Genomic DNA, 12,337 nt, shown 5'->3' on the forward strand with positions numbered 1-12,337 from the left:
TATTATTGAATGACAGCGCTGCGGATATACCAGCGCTCATCGAGCGAAGCTCTTTCGAGGCGAAAGAGCACTCGCCTGTTCGCAACCGCGGAAGGACGTACCGGCGTAGCCGAAATGTCAACCGCGGTGTCGAGCTGCAGGAGCTGGGACACGTCCCGCTCCGGGAGCTTAGACAGGCGTCGCATGCTTCGCACATGCAGCGCCTGCTCTTGCCCTGTAGTGACCTGCAGCAGCTGCAGGTCACCTTGGTTCGCCGCGCTGATCCACACGTCGATCAGCGCCCAGGGCGAGAGCTTGCTGATGTAGTCCGTCAGCAAGCCTGCCGCTCGGTGCACCATGACCTGGTGCGCCGGGTCAACGGAGCGGGAGCCGTGCGTCACGCTCCCGAGGAAGTGAATACAGAAATGACCGTTGAAGTCATTTCCCGGTATACCATCACCCCCATGCGGCATGCCGTGCATGGACCCGGCCAGCGTGCGGCCGTTCAGCTTCACGAGGACCGCTTTGCGGTCCCAGCTCCAGGCGCCGCCGTAGATGGTTTTGAGCGTCGCGGAGTCGGATTTGGTCAGCGGCTGTACATCCGCATGATGGGAGCCCGCGCGGCGCTGCCCCTCAAAGCTGAGACCGCTCTCCACGTCTACGATGGTGAATTTACTGTATTTGGGGAGGACTTCACTCGCCTCCTCCCAGGGAAGTATTTCGCCATAGTGCCTGGCTCTAACTACTTGAACTTGCGAGCGCAGCGTTTCTTGAGCGGTGCTTGATATATTCAACGTAAGTCCCGCTGAGAGATCTATCACTTCACCATTCGTGGTGACACCATAGCGTTGTTGCACACCTTTTTTGTCAAAGGAAAGCGTGGTATCCGGGGGGAGGGGGGCGACGAATGGTGTACCTATCCCTCCATCATCTAGCTCTCGTTGTAATTTTTTATCTACAAATATAGCATCAGTTTGATAAGCGGCATGAGGTGAAACTTTAACAACCAGCTGGAACTTCCCAGAACTCGCGGTTTCTTCAATCTGTGGCATACCGCCGTGAGCCTGTGTGTTGATACTTGTTGCCGCTGTTAATAGGCTTGTAAACAACAGCGTGTAAAACAGCTTTCGGAGCAAGCTGTTTGCTCGGAGTGGATGCATAGGTTAGCTTCCTCCTCATTCAGTTTAATAAGCACATAATCAAGTTTTTACTAAATGTCTTAAATTTATGAACAGTAGTCCTGCTAAAGCTGTCCTATTTAGATTTGTGATAAAATAACAGAAGTATGCAGCGTTTAGAACACGATTTAGAAAGGATGGTAATACGAATGAAACCAAGCGCGGGTAAACCGTTTGAACTATGTAAAGAAACAGATCGTGTTGTGAGAGGGGACTTTTACGAAGCGGTATCACAGCCGGCTAGAGGGACATTAATTATTTGTCACGGGTATAAAGGTTTCAAGGATTGGGGGATGTTCCCGCATGTGGCACAGGCGTTAGCCGAAGAGGTTGATGTGATTTCGATTAATTTTTCTCACAACGGCGTGGGCCCGGACTTACTTGAGTTTACGGAGCTTGAGAAGTTTGCTCGAGAAACTTATTCCAAAGATTTAGAAGATTTGCATGCTGTTGTGAATGATATTCGTAACCGTGAAGGCTCAGCCACTCCGAAACCCATTCTTCTTTTAGGCCATAGCAGGGGTGCGGCAGTGTGCTTGATCTATGCGCTTGATCATCCTGAACACATTGCCGGTGTGATTAGCTGGAACGGGATTGCGAATGTCGATTTGTTTACAGAGGAAAATAAAGCGGAGATGCGGGCAGCAGGGCGAACGTACACGATGAACGGGCGCACGAAGCAAAACATGCCGCTGGACCTCGAAATTTTAGAAGATATGGAGCATAATCGTGAGCGCTTCGATATTGTAGGTAGGATTAGCGGTGCTAAATTCCCAATCGCCCTTATCCAGGGAACGGAAGATGGAGAGAGAGGAATCCGAGGTTCAAAGAGGCTTGTTGAGCAAAATGCCGCCATTGCATGGGTTAGAATTCCTGAGGGCAACCATACCTTTGGGTCTGTTCACCCGTATCAAGGGGAGACGAAGCCGCTGCAGGAAGCAATTCGTGAAACCAAACGAACCATTCAAGGGATGTTAGCCTAAACGATGTTAACAATTAGACAACTTAGTGCAGTACTCACGATAACGATTATAGGGCTTTCTGCCGCATATTTTCTACATATTCCTTTAGTGATTGGATTTTCATTGGGGCTTTTGATCTTGGGGGCCCTCATTTGGCGAACGGGAACAACCTTTCGGGGCATCCTAAAAAGCATGTGGGAAGGTGTCAAACACACCAAAGAGGTCATTTGGATTCTTGCCCTAGTTGGCGTGGTTATCCCTACATGGACAATGAGCGGTACGATCCCATTTATGATTGATTTGGGCATGAGTATCATTGATCCTAGTTTTTTTCTAACATTTTCATTTGTACTTTCCGTTTGCATCTCTATGGTTCTGGGCACATCTACGGGAACGCTAAGTTCAGCGGGTATCCCATTAATTGGTCTGGGGCTGCTGCTGCAAATCCCGCTTCCGATGGTTGCTGGTGCACTCGTGTCGGGTGCTTTCGTTGGTGATCGGACTTCACCATTTTCCAGTGCAAACAGACTTGTGGCTTCTTCAACAGGCGTTTCCATGCAGGTCCTTTTTAAAGCATTACTACCCACAACTATAGGTGCGATAGGTGTCGCGCTTGGGTTTTTCTTAGTTTGCGATTTTAGTGGAGAATGGCATCATAGTGACATCACCTTACACAATCAGCAGTTTGCTTCGGGATTTAGGTACAGCTTGTGGCTCTTGCTGCCAGTACTTATTTTATTGATTTCAATCCTTTTAAGGTTCAAAACAAGAGATGGCTTCCTCTTATCGATTGCTTGTGCCATCCTAATTGGCATGAGCTTGCAACAAATGACTTGGAATGAGTGGTTGCACGATATGTGGTTCGGCTACCAATCTAGCTTATTTAATTCGCTGCAAACCAAAGGGCTTTCTAACATGATCGAACTGATTGCTCTTATCGCACTCGCAGGTGCTTACAGTGGCATTTTAGAAAAGTATCGTATCCTAGAGACTTATATGCAAAAGCTGCTAGGGGAAACATCCGCTTCACTCCTTTCTGCGACTGTACGTACATCATTGTTTGGCCTAGGGCTTGGGCTTGTTTCTTGTACGCAAACATTGCCAATTATGATGACAGGGCGGAACTTACTGCCTTTTTGGGAAAAGCGATTTCCTCGCAGTCAACTTGCCAGAGTTGTGGCTGATTCAAGCCTCATTCTAGCTGCAATGATTCCGTGGAACATGCTTGCCATCGTCTGTGGAACAATAGTAGACGTACCGGTGCTAGCTTATGTCGGCTATGCCCCGTTTCTTTGGGCTTTGCCTGTAAGTACCGTGATATGGTCTTTATGGTGGAAGGACAGTGGAAGTTTAAGAAGTAGAAGAGGAGTGGGATACGATGGCTAATACTTATTTTATTTCGGACCATCACTTTGGTCATTCATCCATTATTGATTTCGAAGCTAGGCCTTTCGCTGATACAGACGAAATGAACGCGACCATGATTGCCAAATGGAACGCTGTCGTCAAAAAAGAGGACAAAGTCTTTCATCTAGGGGATTTTTCCTTTTTGAATAAAGAGCGAACCAAAGCCATTGTTTCGGAGTTAAATGGTTACAAAATCCTCATCTTAGGCAATCACGATCGGGGAAGGTCGAGAACCTGGTGGCTTGAAGTCGGTTTTGACGAAGTTAGTGAGTATCCGATCATTTTTAAGAATTTCTTTTTCCTATCCCATGAGCCAATGTATATGAACAAACAAATGCCCTACGTCAATGTACACGGCCACATTCACAGCCAGAAATATGAGGGACGCCATTACTTTAATGTGAGTGTGGAGCACTGGGATTATACGCCAGTTTCTTTTGAACAGATTCGAGATTCAGTTGTGGTGAGTGAGGAGCAGTCGTGAAGGCGTTTCGATGTACCTTTTTCTATCGACAATCTTTAGTTTCGTATAACGGAATCCGAAGATTTGGTTGTCAACGACATATACGATTAAATCTCCCATGCATCCTATTGATCATGCAAATGATAGAATTACCTTGGTAAATAATTACCCTTTGTGTCCTAGGGCGAAAAATAATAAAATAGAAAAAAGCCCAACTTGGGCTTTTTTTCGTTTGAAAAATTGATGACCTGTAGTGGGCTCGAACCACTGACCCCTACCCTGTCAAGATAGTGCTCTCCCAGCTGAGCTAACAAGTCGTTTTTTGAAGACAATTAGTAATATACCAAGGATTTATGTGATTGTCAACACATGGTTATCATTCTTATTTACGCCAATAACGGAACAGCTTTTGGAAAAACGGATACGTCGCTCGTTTCTTTTTGGACCTGGGAATGTAGGATATGTTCGCCAGTGAACCGTGAAATGTCTCGTTATTTTTTGGGAGCAGGATAGAAAGTTCTTCCTTTGAGACACCTTGTGCTGTCATAGTAGTGTTCAACCTTTCCGGACAATCTTAATACTACTGTACCATACTTAGGAGCTTGTTTGATAGTGGGGCTTTCATCTTGGCTTGATTTATGGTAACTTGATGACAGTAGATCTTGGGAGGAACAAGGAAATGACGAAACAACAGCATCGATGGAATTTACGTTTGAAGAGCAGTAATGTATATTTAGGCACCGTATATTTAGGGGATCCACTTCCAGAAGTCGAAGATGTCATCATGATTGGCGAGAAGAAATATACGATCCTCGAGCTTGGGAGTAATCGTGACGCAAGCGACGTGTTTGTAGAAGAAGTGAAAAAGAAATAATGGTTCAACGTGAACGCTATTCTAGTCGGATGATTCCGATAGATGGCGTTTTTTTGTTCTCTTTGCATTAGAAAGAGGCTGCACTTTACAGCCTCCGTGTATGTATTAGGTGATGTTGTATAGAGAAGCAAGGCAATCAACGAACATTTTGTTATATTCTTCGCGGGTATAGTCTTTATTGCAGGCAATGTCTCTTCCTAGGAATTGAAACCAAGTGATTTCGGTGGGGATTTTTTTGTATACAAACTTTTCGTTCTGGATGAGAAATGTATCATTCTCGAAATAAGGTACATTGTCAAATTGGAGAGCTTTTTCGCCTTTTTGCTCACTAACTAATGTGGCCAAAAGAATTAGCATGCGATAGGGATCACGGAATATTTCATATTGTTCAGTCATGGTAAACACTCCTTTATCGGATAACGGACAACATAATCATACTAGAACTATTTTCAGAATAGAATACTTCCGTGGAAACTGGTGAGGAAATTGAAGGAATACATGATTATTTCGAAGGGAAAAAAGAAAAGACTGATTTTCACTCTAAGGAGGATCGAGTGAATCAGTCTTTTTTGCTTGCTCCTACATCAAAGGATTAGCGTTTGAAGCTGGAAAGTTGTTGCTCAGCTATTTGCACTAATCGCTTCGTGATGTTGCCACCAATTGCACCAGCATCACGTGTTGCCAAATTACCGTTGTAACCAGTAGGGGAGAGAGGGACACCAATTTCCTGAGCGACTTCATACTTCAGTTGATCCAATGCTGCCTTTGCTTGTTGTACGACTAAAGTGTTGTTTCTAGCCATTCATAATCATCTCCTTTTTTTTGGTACACCAGTATTATTTGAATGTTCAGTTTATTTATACATGCAAATAAAAAAAATTTAACAACTTTTTTACTGTCTTCCAAACACCAATAAACCCCCAACCAGAAGGCTGGGGGGAATATATAATAAAAATGATTATTCCTCTTCGGATTCCGTGCTTTCTTCCGCAGCAGCAGCTTCTTGGGTAGCTTCTGCAACTTCTTCAGACGCCTCTTCGTTCACCACTTCTTCGGTGGACTCTGGGGCGATTTCTTCTTCATTTTGGGATATAACTTCTTCCTCTTGGCTCATTTTTGGTCACCTCCTCTGATACGTATAGTATCATCTTAGCTCCTTCTAGCAGGCTAAACAAGTAGGAGAATGGGGGATTTGATAGATTTAATATAACCTTAATCAGTTTGTCATTCCTTGTTGAATTCCTATAGCAATATAAGTCGTTTCCTGTGAGAAAATGCTTTGTTTTCACCAGATAGCACGATTAAGCATGTTTTATTTTTTATATGAATATACATGAGGCGAAGCAGCAAAAGTTCATGATTTGTTAAGCTGAGCTTATGCTTACGAAGTTAGTTTTCTTACGAAAACTCTTAGGAGGAATCCGAATGAATCGGTCGGATGTTATTTTGGAGTTACAGCTTGTACCGGAATTACTTAAACAAGCAGAAGCCATCTATGTGGATGCGGTATCGGAATTAGCCTGGGCAAAGCATCAGCTTCTAGCCAAAGAATGTGAAGTAATTGGGGACGGAATGGTTACGGGGAAAAACGAGCTTCACCGGCAAGCGGAGATGTGGCCATACACCAAAGATTTACAGCAGCAAGTTTTAAGGATGGAAGACGCCGTCGAGCATACGAAGGTTGAGTTCCATTTCTACAAAAGGAAGCTAGAGAATCTACAGATCATTGCGAAACTCATGACGATTCTATAAGGAGATAATGAAACGAATTAAGTCTGCAATCGAGAGATTGCGGGCTTTTTGCTATATAACGCTAATTATGAAAAATTTGTTCTTTTAATGCGGTTACAGTGTAATGCAGTTGTGCATCCTAAGGGTAGATTATGTAAAAGCCAAGTTTTCGGGAGGATAATATTGTATGAAATCAATTAAGATCATCATGACTGCCAGTCTGGGGTTGCTTGTACTTACCGCTTGTCAAATTGTGAAGAGCACTGTAGCGACAGAAGCCGCATCACCACCATCAGAGCTGCAAGTTTCATTAATCGGTTCGAGCGGCCAACCCATAGGGACTGCCCATTTAACATCTGTTCAGGATGGCGTTCAAATTGATCTCCAAGTTAGCGGACTGACACCAGGAAATCATGGCTTACACTTTCACGAAAAAGCAATCTGTGAAGCCCCTAGCTTTGAATCGGCAGGAGCCCACTTCAATCCATTTAAGAAGGAACATGGTTTTCACAATCCTAAAGGTTTCCATGTAGGGGATCTCCCTAATTTGGTTGTGGATGCACAGGGAAATGGGAAGTTCAATGCCATTACAAAGTCTGCAGTGCTGCTTCAAGACAAGCCTAATTCATTGTTGAAGCAAGGGGGGACTAGTCTGGTCATCCATGAGAAAGAAGATGATCTGAAGACGGATCCATCCGGTAATTCGGGGAAACGAATTGCATGCGGTGCTGTGAAATAATGGAAGGAGCTGTCTGACAACATGATTAAAACACAGGATCTCAAGCTGCAAATGGATGAACTAACCAAACAAAATGATATGGTGCTCATCGAGCTAGAGCAAGTAAAGAAGATGTTGATTAACAGCTCACAAAGCACACAAGGAAGCCAAGGGCAGCAACAATTTAATAATAGCAGCAGTGACCAGCAAACCTCTGACTCTAATCAACAGGCACAGGGTCAAGATCAAAATCAAAATAAAAAGGCTGGTCAAGGTGACGCGAACAGTCAACAAGTAACGGACTTAGCCAATGATTTATTGAAAATTAAGGATCTCGTTGAAAAATTAGAACAAAAAACGTCCCAATATGTAAGCAGTCAGTCCAATGGTACATTAACAGAGAAAGATGCGGTTAATCTTATACTGACATTAATGAATGGTATGGTAGATTGGGCGAGCGAATTTGTTTCATCTAGAGCGTCGTCGAATGGGCAAGTACAATAGTTGAAAATGTCCATGAAAAGACAAAAGAGCCGCGAAACAGCTCTTTTGTCTTTTTTGTCGAATTTCAACTTAATTCATTAATTGAACTTAATAAAAGGTTTATTGATTTTTTAGGCGATTCGACAATATGTCCATATTTACAGATGGCAGAATGACCGATAAAGTAAAGTGTAGACAAAAAGAAAGAGAAAAACCGTGGATGGGGTGTTGGAATCGTGAGAGAAATCGATATTAATCACGTCATGAGTCAGCTTGGAATTCAGCCAAATCAATGGCAAGAACTTCAAGATAAACAAAATCAGCAAAATGAAGTTGAACGTACATACGCTATCGACCCAAGGATAGAAACTTCCCAATTACTTAATGACCCCCACGCCATCAAGTTTAACTTGAATATTCACATGAAGCTCTAACTCTACTTTCATCACATTATATAGTCGTGTTTCGTCAGAGTCCAAATGGAGTTTGGCTTTTTCTTAATCGAAAATGAAGGAAGTGTTGATCGTATAATAGATACTTCGATGATGGGGAGGATAGGATCCAAACCCCATTCTTTTTTTTTGTGGTAAAAATCGAATAAATATTCCGAAACGAAAGCCACTGTTTGTTCTGGCTTGTGAGATAAGAATATCCTTCCTTTCCAAGCAAAGTTTTCCTCTTAGTTTGTCTCTTTAAGTCGGGCCCTATCCATTAGCGTTCTTGCCATTTGGTTTAACCAGATGGAGAAGCGGGTATGCTTGGGAATAGAAATGGTTAAGAATGGATGATCTTAGCGAGGGAAGGAATGACCTAATGAAGACACTTGCCATCATTCCGGCTTATAACGAAGAAAAAACGCTAGCAAGCGTGGTGGTTTCCATAAAACGGGAGCAGCCTGAAATGGATATTGTCATCGTCAATGATGGTTCAACGGATCGTACCTCAGCGGTTGCCCGTGCGTTACAGCGTGTGGCTGTAATCGATTTACCTGTTAATTTAGGCATCGGAGGCGCTATGCAAACGGGATACATGTACGCAGCAAGGAATGGCTATGATATCGCTATTCAGATCGACGCAGATGGTCAACATGATCCAAAAGCGCTGACTCAAATTATGGAGCCAATTTTGACTGGGCATGTTGATTGCTGCATCGGTTCTCGATTTCTGGAGATGACCGCTTATCGTTCAGCTTGGAACCGAAGATTAGGCATTCTCTTTTTTACCTGGATGATTAGTTGGATGATTGGTAAGACCTTCACTGACCCTACATCGGGCTTTAGAGCGGTGAACCGTCCCATAATAGAGCTTTTTGCCAGCTATTACCCGGAGGATTATCCGGAGGTAGAGGCTGTAGTTTTACTGGAAAGGCAGCAATTCAGAGTGAAAGAAGTATCTGTTTTAATGCATGCGAGGAAAGCGGGGCAATCGTCCATTACCCCTGTGAAATCGCTTTACTATATGGTTAAAGTATCTCTAGCGGTATGTATGACAAGAATTCGTAATGTGAGTTGATGATTCGTGGATGTGTATGTTTGGGCAATCTCTTTTTGTTTGGTGTTTATTTTCATTTCCGTAGAGCTTATTCGTAGGCAAAAACTACAGGAGCAGTACGCCATTCTCTGGCTAGTACTAGGATTTATCATGGCATTGTTTAGTGTATTTCCAAGCTTATTGGATCTGGTATCGCACAGAATGCATATCTACTACGCGCCTTCGTTGCTTTTTCTGGTGGGATTGTTATTCTCACTTGTATTTATCATGCATTTGACACTAGTTATTTCTAAGCTTCATCGCAAATTAACCCGATTGATTCAGGAAGTTGCGCTGCTGCAGGAACAATTACGAGGAAAGGGGTCTGAATGATCCTGATGACGGCTCCGATTCTCATAGTACTCCTAAATGTATGCTTACTGGTGTGTGGTCAAATTGTATGGAAAATAGCGCTCAATCGAACGCCATTAACAGGGATAGATAATTTAGGAACCGTACTGATGCAGCCTTATATACTCGTGGGATGCTTACTTTATGGCATTTCTACGTTGATATGGTTCTATGCTCTTAGCCGATTTGATCTAAGTCGTGTTTACCCGCTCCAATCGATTGCGTATGTACTAGGCGCGTTGTTCGGTTGGTTGGTATTAAAGGAAACGTTTACATCATCGCAATGGTTAGGGCTGCTCTTCTTAGTTGGAGGCGCCTTCCTGTTAGCTAGATAGGTTCGTCCATTAAGGAGAGTAGGGTCTTATGAAACGCGGAGTTTGGCTTGGCTTGCTGGTGCTCATGGCTGCAGCTTTGTATATACGCTTACACTATGTGCTTGAAGCTGAATACCCACCACTAGAGTGGGATCAATTAGAGTACACGAAGACAGCAATTCAATTGCTCGAAAAAGGCATATTTGCCTATCGCGATACCGTGTCTAACTCACTCGTGACACCCGGATTTCCGCTGCTCTTAGCGGCTGTATTTAGCCTTACAGGCCATGAACAACTGGAGCCGGCATTAATGGTCGTTCGTATCATGAACTGCTTTATTTCACTAGGAGCGATTCTATTCATATTTCTAATTGGAAAAAGGTTGTTTAACCCCATAACAGGGCTAATCGCCGGTACTTTTGCCGCGGTATATCCTTCCTACGTCTGGTCAACTTCACTCATCTTGACGGAGGTTCCGTTTTTGACTGTTTTTACGGGTCTACTTTACATGCAGGTGCGCATCATACAAGATAACAAATGGCGGGATCATCTCTGGATGGGGGCTCTACTTGGGGTTTGCGTCCTCATTCGTCCGAATGTACTTCCCCTAGCTGTTGTTCCCTATATATTTCTTTGGGTGAGAACGAAGAAAATAGACGCAGCCTATGGATTGCTTGCAGCTGCGTCTTTTGCCTGTATCATGATGCCTTGGTGGATTCGGAATTGGATGACTTTTCATTCTTTTATTTTTATCGCCAAAGGGGAAGCGGGCAATCCGTTCCTTGGAGGAACGGACCCGTACTTCCAAGGAACAATCGATTGGGACCATATCGATACAGATAATCAGTTCGCTGAAGGTGTGAGACGAATAAAAGAAGGTTTGGTTGAGGAACCGTTGTTATGGATGAAATGGATGACAATAGGAAAATTGCTTGTATTATTTAAAACGATGTGGGTGGGACCTTATCCTTTTTCCGTACCGGCGTGGTATGCGAATGCATTAACACAGTTGCATACTTTCTTAATTGCTGCAGGTAGCATAGCGATGATCATTTTCAGCTTTCGCAAGCCTTCGATTCAATATTTGACAATGGCATTTCTCTTGTTCTTAGTTGTCCATATGGTGTTTATTCCGGTGGATCGCTATGTGTATGGTATGCTTCCATTTCTGATGCTGGGCAGCGCTTATTTGATTACACAAGTCATTTACTTACTTCATAGCGCTTGGACTACCTCTCTCCTGCAGCGGAGGGGGATTTAAACACGAGCTGCTTCGCGCAGTATTCGATAATCTCGCTTCTACGAACGATCCCGATGAATTTATCGGAATCATCTACAATCGGAACGAAGTTTTGCACTTTGGCCAAATCGATAAGATCGACCATTTCGGCATGAATATGAACCGGTTTATTTTGTACACGCAGAGGAACCTCGGCCAGCACATGGCGGTGAGCATTTTCGAAGCCAATTCCGTCTGAATTTTTAAGAAACCACAATAAATCTCCCTCGGTAACCGTACCTACATAATGACCATCATCGGAAAGAATAGGCACAGCCGTATAACGGTGATATTCCATACGTTCTAATGTTTGACGAAGCGTTGCTTGCATTGTCGTTGTTATAACTTCGGATTTAGGTAAAAGGAAAAAAGCAATATTCATTAATTAACACTCCTTAGAGTTTTCCGTAGGAAAACTTTCTTCGTAAGCATAGGCTGAGTTTTTCGTTGGAAAACTTTATTTGCTTGTCATGCAGGGTCAACATTTCTATTGTATCAAACTTTTCGAATAGAATCTAAACCTGTGATGGATGCTAGAAGTGAGGTGAAAGTAATGAATCGAGCATTGACAACAGCAGTGATTGGAATTGGTACTGCTCAAGTAATGAAATTGCCACTTTTCTATTTGAAAACTGGAAAGTGGGATTGGTCGCAGCTGACCCAAACAGGAGGGATGCCAAGCTCACACTCCTCGGGGGTATCTGCGCTTGCAACCTATATAGCGATGAGAAGAGGTCTTTCTGCGATCGATTTTGCCGTGAGTTCCGTTTTCGGAGCGGTCGTCATGTATGATGCGATGGGGATCCGGCGGGCTGCTGGCGAGATTGCGGTTGAAGTGAATGACCTCGATGAGCAAGTCGAGAGATTGGCTAAACAGCATCCAGGTTTGTACCATGCACGAAGACGAAAAGCTTTAAAGGAACGATTAGGTCATTTACCTAGAGAAGTCGTAGGGGGAGCGCTTCTAGGTATTGCCATAGGTGCTTTTAGTTATATGCTGGAAAACAAGAAATAGTATGAACGGTACATGTGGACAACTTTTCTTGAATGGGATAAGATCAAGAAATG

At 43.6% G+C, this 12,337-nt stretch carries 18 protein-coding genes and 1 tRNA gene; 13 read left to right on the forward strand and 6 right to left on the reverse strand.

The features are described 5' to 3' along the window. Positions 1 to 2 precede the first annotated feature (2 nt). Positions 3 to 1,139: a hypothetical protein gene (locus QFZ81_RS12200; RefSeq protein ID WP_307602901.1), complete on the reverse strand. Its 1,137-nt coding sequence runs from the start codon at positions 1,137 to 1,139 to the stop codon at positions 3 to 5. 167 nt (positions 1,140 to 1,306) lie between these two features. On the opposite strand from QFZ81_RS12200, the gene QFZ81_RS12205 reads away from it, so the two are divergent. From QFZ81_RS12205 to QFZ81_RS12215, 3 genes are read left to right on the forward strand one after another with little or no spacing between them, the layout of a single operon-like run. After that, positions 1,307 to 2,140, forward strand: coding sequence for an alpha/beta hydrolase family protein (locus QFZ81_RS12205; RefSeq protein WP_307444014.1), 834 nt, complete (start codon positions 1,307 to 1,309; stop codon positions 2,138 to 2,140). 3 nt (positions 2,141 to 2,143) lie between these two features. Beyond that, positions 2,144 to 3,505 carry a Na+/H+ antiporter NhaC family protein gene (locus tag QFZ81_RS12210; RefSeq protein ID WP_307602903.1) on the forward strand — a complete coding sequence of 454 codons (1,362 nt, stop codon included), beginning with the start codon at positions 2,144 to 2,146 and terminating at the stop codon, positions 3,503 to 3,505. After that, positions 3,498 to 4,010: a metallophosphoesterase gene (locus QFZ81_RS12215; protein ID WP_307444009.1), complete on the forward strand. Its 513-nt coding sequence runs from the start codon at positions 3,498 to 3,500 to the stop codon at positions 4,008 to 4,010. Before QFZ81_RS12210 ends, QFZ81_RS12215 begins: the two co-directional genes overlap by 8 nt. A 223-nt stretch (positions 4,011 to 4,233) precedes the next feature. On the opposite strand, the gene QFZ81_RS12220 is transcribed toward QFZ81_RS12215, so the two are convergent. Continuing rightward, positions 4,234 to 4,306: transfer RNA gene (locus QFZ81_RS12220), tRNA-Val, on the reverse strand. Positions 4,307 to 4,668: 362 nt separating this feature from the next. Between QFZ81_RS12220 and QFZ81_RS12225 the strand changes: the two genes are divergently transcribed. Beyond that, a complete protein-coding gene (locus QFZ81_RS12225) occupies positions 4,669 to 4,863 on the forward strand; it encodes a hypothetical protein (RefSeq protein WP_029196081.1) in 195 nt (64 codons plus the stop codon). Between the two features lie 105 nt (positions 4,864 to 4,968). Here QFZ81_RS12225 and QFZ81_RS12230 read toward each other — a convergent pair whose 3' ends face one another. The 3 genes from QFZ81_RS12230 to QFZ81_RS12240 form a co-directional block, all read right to left on the reverse strand. Continuing rightward, on the reverse strand, positions 4,969 to 5,259 hold the full coding sequence (locus QFZ81_RS12230) for a hypothetical protein (protein WP_171648541.1): 291 nt from the start codon (positions 5,257 to 5,259) through the stop codon (positions 4,969 to 4,971). 196 nt (positions 5,260 to 5,455) lie between these two features. Further along, positions 5,456 to 5,665 carry an alpha/beta-type small acid-soluble spore protein gene (locus QFZ81_RS12235; protein ID WP_029196083.1) on the reverse strand — a complete coding sequence of 70 codons (210 nt, stop codon included), beginning with the start codon at positions 5,663 to 5,665 and terminating at the stop codon, positions 5,456 to 5,458. Between the two features lie 156 nt (positions 5,666 to 5,821). Then, entirely contained in the window at positions 5,822 to 5,977 is a 156-nt protein-coding gene (locus tag QFZ81_RS12240; protein WP_307602905.1) for a hypothetical protein, read from the reverse strand. A 311-nt stretch (positions 5,978 to 6,288) separates the two neighbouring features. Between QFZ81_RS12240 and QFZ81_RS12245 the strand changes: the two genes are divergently transcribed. From QFZ81_RS12245 to QFZ81_RS12280, 8 genes are all read left to right on the forward strand, one after another. After that, positions 6,289 to 6,615 (forward strand): hypothetical protein, encoded by a 327-nt coding sequence (locus tag QFZ81_RS12245; RefSeq protein WP_047672455.1) that lies wholly within the window; start codon positions 6,289 to 6,291, stop codon positions 6,613 to 6,615. A 166-nt stretch (positions 6,616 to 6,781) separates the two neighbouring features. Next, entirely contained in the window at positions 6,782 to 7,333 is a 552-nt protein-coding gene (locus tag QFZ81_RS12250) for a superoxide dismutase family protein (RefSeq protein ID WP_307602907.1), read from the forward strand. 21 nt (positions 7,334 to 7,354) lie between these two features. Next, entirely contained in the window at positions 7,355 to 7,816 is a 462-nt protein-coding gene (locus tag QFZ81_RS12255; RefSeq protein ID WP_307602909.1) for a hypothetical protein, read from the forward strand. Positions 7,817 to 8,031: 215 nt separating this feature from the next. Beyond that, a complete protein-coding gene (locus QFZ81_RS12260; protein WP_307443993.1) occupies positions 8,032 to 8,229 on the forward strand; it encodes a hypothetical protein in 198 nt (65 codons plus the stop codon). A gap of 379 nt (positions 8,230 to 8,608) precedes the next feature. Then, positions 8,609 to 9,307 carry a glycosyltransferase family 2 protein gene (locus QFZ81_RS12265; protein ID WP_307443991.1) on the forward strand — a complete coding sequence of 233 codons (699 nt, stop codon included), beginning with the start codon at positions 8,609 to 8,611 and terminating at the stop codon, positions 9,305 to 9,307. A 6-nt stretch (positions 9,308 to 9,313) separates the two neighbouring features. Continuing rightward, entirely contained in the window at positions 9,314 to 9,658 is a 345-nt protein-coding gene (locus QFZ81_RS12270; protein ID WP_307443988.1) for a DUF2304 domain-containing protein, read from the forward strand. Beyond that, complete coding sequence (locus QFZ81_RS12275) at positions 9,655 to 10,011, forward strand: EamA family transporter (protein ID WP_307443986.1); 357 nt, start codon at positions 9,655 to 9,657, stop codon at positions 10,009 to 10,011. The genes QFZ81_RS12270 and QFZ81_RS12275 overlap by 4 nt, the downstream gene beginning before the upstream one ends. Before the next feature lie 28 nt (positions 10,012 to 10,039). Then, positions 10,040 to 11,251 carry an ArnT family glycosyltransferase gene (locus QFZ81_RS12280; RefSeq protein ID WP_307602911.1) on the forward strand — a complete coding sequence of 404 codons (1,212 nt, stop codon included), beginning with the start codon at positions 10,040 to 10,042 and terminating at the stop codon, positions 11,249 to 11,251. Here the strand turns inward: QFZ81_RS12280 and QFZ81_RS12285 are convergent. Next, a complete protein-coding gene (locus QFZ81_RS12285; protein ID WP_307443980.1) occupies positions 11,220 to 11,651 on the reverse strand; it encodes a CBS domain-containing protein in 432 nt (143 codons plus the stop codon). The two genes, QFZ81_RS12280 and QFZ81_RS12285, sit on opposite strands and share 32 nt — an antisense overlap. Before the next feature lie 171 nt (positions 11,652 to 11,822). Between QFZ81_RS12285 and QFZ81_RS12290 the strand changes: the two genes are divergently transcribed. Next, positions 11,823 to 12,284 (forward strand): divergent PAP2 family protein, encoded by a 462-nt coding sequence (locus QFZ81_RS12290; protein WP_307443978.1) that lies wholly within the window; start codon positions 11,823 to 11,825, stop codon positions 12,282 to 12,284. Positions 12,285 to 12,337: the final 53 nt, after the last annotated feature.

This window comes from Paenibacillus sp. V4I9, assembly GCF_030817295.1.
Lineage (GTDB): Bacteria > Bacillota > Bacilli > Paenibacillales > NBRC-103111 > Paenibacillus_E.

Excerpts from the sequence above, each read along its gene's own strand:
- QFZ81_RS12200 (WP_307602901.1), bottom strand. The coding sequence starts at position 1,139 with ATGCATCCACTCCGAGCAAACAGCTTGCTCCGAAAGCTGTTTTACACG.
- QFZ81_RS12205 (WP_307444014.1), top strand. The coding sequence starts at position 1,307 with ATGAAACCAAGCGCGGGTAAACCGTTTGAACTATGTAAAGAAACAGAT.
- QFZ81_RS12210 (WP_307602903.1), top strand. The coding sequence starts at position 2,144 with ATGTTAACAATTAGACAACTTAGTGCAGTACTCACGATAACGATTATA.
- QFZ81_RS12215 (WP_307444009.1), top strand. The coding sequence starts at position 3,498 with ATGGCTAATACTTATTTTATTTCGGACCATCACTTTGGTCATTCATCC.
- QFZ81_RS12225 (WP_029196081.1), top strand. The coding sequence starts at position 4,669 with ATGACGAAACAACAGCATCGATGGAATTTACGTTTGAAGAGCAGTAAT.
- QFZ81_RS12230 (WP_171648541.1), bottom strand. The coding sequence starts at position 5,259 with ATGACTGAACAATATGAAATATTCCGTGATCCCTATCGCATGCTAATT.
- QFZ81_RS12235 (WP_029196083.1), bottom strand. The coding sequence starts at position 5,665 with ATGGCTAGAAACAACACTTTAGTCGTACAACAAGCAAAGGCAGCATTG.
- QFZ81_RS12240 (WP_307602905.1), bottom strand. The coding sequence starts at position 5,977 with ATGAGCCAAGAGGAAGAAGTTATATCCCAAAATGAAGAAGAAATCGCC.
- QFZ81_RS12245 (WP_047672455.1), top strand. The coding sequence starts at position 6,289 with ATGAATCGGTCGGATGTTATTTTGGAGTTACAGCTTGTACCGGAATTA.
- QFZ81_RS12250 (WP_307602907.1), top strand. The coding sequence starts at position 6,782 with ATGAAATCAATTAAGATCATCATGACTGCCAGTCTGGGGTTGCTTGTA.
- QFZ81_RS12255 (WP_307602909.1), top strand. The coding sequence starts at position 7,355 with ATGATTAAAACACAGGATCTCAAGCTGCAAATGGATGAACTAACCAAA.
- QFZ81_RS12265 (WP_307443991.1), top strand. The coding sequence starts at position 8,609 with ATGAAGACACTTGCCATCATTCCGGCTTATAACGAAGAAAAAACGCTA.
- QFZ81_RS12275 (WP_307443986.1), top strand. The coding sequence starts at position 9,655 with ATGATCCTGATGACGGCTCCGATTCTCATAGTACTCCTAAATGTATGC.
- QFZ81_RS12280 (WP_307602911.1), top strand. The coding sequence starts at position 10,040 with ATGAAACGCGGAGTTTGGCTTGGCTTGCTGGTGCTCATGGCTGCAGCT.
- QFZ81_RS12285 (WP_307443980.1), bottom strand. The coding sequence starts at position 11,651 with ATGAATATTGCTTTTTTCCTTTTACCTAAATCCGAAGTTATAACAACG.
- QFZ81_RS12290 (WP_307443978.1), top strand. The coding sequence starts at position 11,823 with ATGAATCGAGCATTGACAACAGCAGTGATTGGAATTGGTACTGCTCAA.